The 4,516-nt window shown below is 65.7% G+C and carries 4 protein-coding genes; 3 read left to right on the top strand and 1 reads right to left on the bottom strand.

Annotated elements, in window-relative coordinates; genetic code table 11:
* Window positions 1-167: 167 nt before the first annotated feature.
* Window positions 168-1,226, bottom strand: a complete 1,059-nt coding sequence (locus tag B8460_RS08675; RefSeq protein ID WP_048861195.1) for a zinc-binding dehydrogenase — start codon at window positions 1,224-1,226, stop codon at window positions 168-170.
* 532 nt (window positions 1,227-1,758) lie between these two features.
* Between B8460_RS08675 and B8460_RS08670 the strand changes: the two genes are divergently transcribed.
* The 3 genes from B8460_RS08670 to B8460_RS08660 all read left to right on the top strand — a co-directional run bounded on the left by B8460_RS08670 (window position 1,759) and on the right by B8460_RS08660 (window position 4,509).
* Window positions 1,759-2,925 (top strand): DUF3644 domain-containing protein, encoded by a 1,167-nt coding sequence (locus B8460_RS08670; protein ID WP_199445587.1) that lies wholly within the window; start codon window positions 1,759-1,761, stop codon window positions 2,923-2,925.
* Window positions 2,922-3,536, top strand: coding sequence for a hypothetical protein (locus B8460_RS08665; RefSeq protein WP_048861193.1), 615 nt, complete (start codon window positions 2,922-2,924; stop codon window positions 3,534-3,536). The genes B8460_RS08670 and B8460_RS08665 overlap by 4 nt, the downstream gene beginning before the upstream one ends.
* 301 nt (window positions 3,537-3,837) lie before the next feature.
* Entirely contained in the window at window positions 3,838-4,509 is a 672-nt protein-coding gene (locus B8460_RS08660) for a glycoside hydrolase domain-containing protein (RefSeq protein ID WP_048861192.1), read from the top strand.
* Window positions 4,510-4,516: the final 7 nt, after the last annotated feature.

The following is a 4,516-nucleotide window of genomic DNA, read 5'->3' as shown; positions in this document are numbered from 1 at the left end:
GGGGCATCCGATACGGCTTCTCCGCCTGCCCGGCGGATCACCCGGACAGCCCTTCGACAGGACTCGGCGGCCGGGCGGGGACGAAGGCGCGCGGCACCTTGCCCGCGGTTTCAGTGTTGGACCCGGGGCGGCGTGTCAAGCGCGCCGGGGACGTGTCGCCGCGCTGTTCAGTCGTCCAGCCTGACCGGTTCCGCAACGGCCCATGGCAGCAACACGATCTTCCCGCCGACCCCCCCGGCGTCGATGCGCGCGTGCACGGCGCGGGCCGTCGTCAGCGGCACGCGGTCGACGACGATCGGGTGTATCTCGCGTCGGCGGAGCATGTCGAACAGCGTCGCCATGTCCGTCTTGAACGCGTCCGGATGCGCCGTCCGGTGGGCGGTGATGCTGTAGAACACCGCGCCGCGGCCGCCGAACAGGAACGGCGCGGCCCCCCACAGCTTGAGCCGCGCCATGCCGAGGCCGGCGGCCAGCAGGCTTTCGCGCCCCGTCGCCATCGTCTGCGCGCCGTAGCCGACGAGCAGCCCGCCCTTGGCCAGCGTCGCGAACGAGCGGGCGAAATGCGCCCCGCCGATCGCATCGAACGCGGCATCGACGCCGCGCCCGCCGGTCAGCCGGCGGACGGTCGCGACGAAATCGCCGTCCGCGTAGTCGATCGCGGTCGCGCCGAGCCGTTCCACGACCGGCATGTTGCGACGCGCGCATGTGCCGAACGCCCGCAAGCCCATCACGCGCGCCAGATCGAGCAGCGCGGTGCCGACCGTGCCGGAGGCGCCGACGACGAGGATGCGCGCGCCGGACGGCAGGGCACGCAGGCGCGTCAGCATCTGATAGCCGGTCAGATAGGCGAGCGGGATGCACACGGCCTCGGCCGGATCGATGCCGTCCGGGACCACGACCACCCCCGCCGCCGGCCGGAGCGCGTACTGGGCATAGCCGCCGATGACGCACAGGTCGGCGACCATCTGACCCACCGCGGGCGCCGCGACACCCGGCCCGGCGGCCTCAACGGTGCCGACCAGCTCGTAGCCGAGGGTGATCGGCAGCGGGCCTTTGACATCCGGATAGCGGCCACGGCGGATGAACGTATCGGTGAAACCGGCGCCGGCGGCCTGCACCTTGATCAGGACCTCGCCGGCGCCGGGCTCAGGCGGACCCGGCAGCACCGCCAGTTCGAGCACCTCGGGGCCGCCGAAGCGGGCGCTGCGGATCGCTCGATAGGGCATCGACCGCAGCCTCCTTTGCGATGACCTGCTGGCGGAGGGCCGTTGGGCGCGGGCCGGCAGCGGTCATGCACGCAGATTGGCTGCTGGCCGACCCAGCGGCAAGCGGTGTGTCCCCGGTGTGACGCGAGCTGACCACAAGCGTGGCCGCGGACTTGGGGATTGCTGTTCCGGCCCCATCACACCGACGTAGGGTGGGGTGCCCTCCCGCACCTCACTAACAATCGCGGCGAGGGGCAACGACACCTGGAAGTCGCCAATGTAAGTGATGGGGTGCGAGAGGCCACCCCATCCTACGCTTGCTGACTGACCCGAAATCAGTCTCCCTTCCCGATTATCTCTGTCGGCGATTATAGTTTGATTCGTTGTACGGGAGGGTTCCAGACACAGTTGGCGCCGCGGGGCAGAGGCAGAGGCTATCCCCACGGTCTCTCGGCAAAGCTGTTCGCGATAGCCGCCGGATAAGGGACTAGCCATGCGAGCACGCAGGCGAGGCAATACGCTAGAACGGTGGGAAATTTCCCTGATTAAGGCTATGTTCGGCGATGGCCGATGGGCGAACGATCAGGATATTCTGGCTTACTTCACGCGCCCCACCCGCTCGATCAATCACCGTGCCATCGCCGAAATCCGCACCGGTACGAAACATACCGTCGTCAAGGCCGCCGCGTCGGACGAGTTGGACAGCTTTATTGCGTCCTGGCCGGACGTGGACGCGGAAACCGGCCTATCGCTGCGCGGCGACGAACTGCTGATCAAGGCTCGCGAGGCGATGATCGCGGCAGTCCATACATTCAATAGCGCCGGGCTGACCTTCCGTGCTGAACTGTTCATCATAACAGCCATCATCGCCTGGACCTACTTGCTGCACGCCTGGTTCAAGCGCGAAGGCATCGACTATCGGCACGCAAAGAATCAGAATGGCGAGCGGGTCGTGATACAGACGCCAAACGGCGCCGAAAAGTACTGGGAATTGTCGCAGTGCCTCAAGCACGTGAAGTGCCCGGTCGAAGCCGGCGCGCGGGACAACCTGACCTTTCTGCTGGAGTTGCGGCACGAAATCGAGCACCGCTCGACCAGCCGGATCGATGATACGGTCAGCGCGAAACTGCAAGCTTGCTGCATCAATTTCAACGACGCCATCAAGGGCTTGTTCGGCGCACAATACGCCCTCGAACGTCGCCTGCCGATCGCTCTGCAATTCCTAACCTTCAGTCCCGATCAGCGCGCCCTGCTAAAAAAGGCCTCCAACCTCCCCCGCCATGTGGAGACGATGATGGACGCCTTCGAGCGGCAGTTGACGCCGGAACAACAGGCCGACCCTCGGTTCGCGTTCCGAGTCTTCATGGTCCACAAAACCGCAAACCGCGCACCTGGAGCGGACTTGGCGGTGGAGTTGGTGCCACCGGGATCGGACATCGCAGAGAAAATCAATATTGCGCTGAAGGAAGTGGAGAAGCGGAAGTATCTGCCCACCGAAATTGTGAAGATGATGAAGGACGAAGGTTGGGATCGCTTCACAATGGACAGCCACACGCGACTATGGAAACGCCTCAACGCCCGAAACCCCAAGAAGGGCTACGGCGCGATGGCGGTCGGCAAAATATGGTGTTGGTATGAAACGTGGCTCACCGTTGTGCGCCAAGAATGCCAGCAACATCCTGACCGATATCGTACGGCTCCGGCGGTAGCCGCCCAATGAGCGAATCTGGGGGCGACAACTCACAGCCAGACCTCCTTTCCGGGATCTCCGATATCGACGCGGTTAGTCACCTGCTCGCCGATCTGCACAACGATTTGCCGGGCAAAGTCACGCGGCTCCGCTACCTTGCTGACATCGGAGAGGCGCTTGGCACTGAAGGGACGATGCTTTTCGGGGGCATAGCTACGTTCAACGCGTGGGCAGAGGCGCGCTCCTCTTTTGCCTACGGTAACTTTGCAGCCACAACCCTTCTCTGCCAAAGCCTCGTCGAAAACCTGTTGGCCGCGTTTCTCCACGCTGGCCTAATGGATAATCTGCCGTCTCGGATTGTCTTTAGGGACACGCTGAAGCGCTGCCGGGAGCGGGATCTAATCTCTAGCCAGGACACCCACGACCTGGAACGGCTGATGAGCCTGCGGAATCCGCTGAGCCACTTCCGCACGGTCTACGATGACCAAAATATCGATCACCGGGCGATCCAGACCAGCGTCCGGTCCAGTGACTTGATCGAGCAAGATGCGTGGTTCGCGATCGGCCTCGCCGTACGCATACTGGCTAAGCCGCAATTCGGCTCAGATGAGGCAACGGGTTACAAAAGCAACTCGCGTTGACGGTGCCTATGCCGGCATCCAGCCCTTCAACGTCCGCTATCCAGCGGAGCCGAACCGAAAGCTGCTGATCTGCCTTCGGCCAAGGTTGCCGTTCGACCAATGTCTGCTTCGGCCCGGCCGCGGCCCCGAGCCGACAGTCGCCTCCCCACCCTGAGCCGAAATTCAAACGGCGCCGAGGCGCGCCCACAAGGCATCGTGGACCTGTCGCCCAAGCAAAATGAGGAAAGTTTGCCTAGATACCCGCGCTCATCCTATCACCCCACCGCGGCAGCCACGCCGCAGCGCGGGAAGGGGTGCGCCCATGGCAGGCTATGCAGGATTCGACACCTACGCGTTCCCGGGGCAGGACCAGATGGACTGGCTCGCGGCGAACACCAATTTCGTCTGGTGCGGCTACTATCTCGGCCCCGCGCCGAGCCATGGCGATCAGGGCTGGATGGGCGCGCGGGCGGGGCTGGTCGCGTCCGGCTGGGGGCTGGCGCCGATCTTTGTGGGACAGGAATTGTCGGGGCCGGGCAGCCACGCGGTGACGGGCGGGCAGGGGTGGCGCGACGGCGCCTATGCGGCGGCGCTGATGGCGGACGAGGGGTTCGCGCCCGGCGCCTGCGTCTGGCTCGATCTGGAGGACGGGCCGCCGCTGCGCGCGCCGCGCACCGACTACGTCGCCGCCTGGATCGATGCGGTGGGCGAGGCGGGGTACACGCCCGGCGTCTACGGCTCGCACCTGATCGCGGCGGCGCTGCACGCGCTGCGGCCACAGGCGCGGGTCTGGGCGTTCCGCGTCAACACGACGGCGCCGCATCCGGTGCCGGGGACCAACTTCCCCGATCTGCATCCGGCGGGCTCGGGCTATGCGGGCGCGTATGCGTGGCAGCTCGGCCAGGACTGCCGGCTGCGTCTGCCGGGCGCGCCGCTCGCGACGATGACCGTCGATCTCGACAGCGCCGTCAGCCGCGATCCGGGCGCGCCCTAGCGGCGGG

It is taken from the genome of Acidisphaera rubrifaciens HS-AP3 (assembly GCF_000964365.1).
Taxonomy (GTDB): domain Bacteria; phylum Pseudomonadota; class Alphaproteobacteria; order Acetobacterales; family Acetobacteraceae; genus Acidisphaera; species Acidisphaera rubrifaciens.
This window is presented reverse-complemented; position numbering and strand designations above follow the sequence as displayed.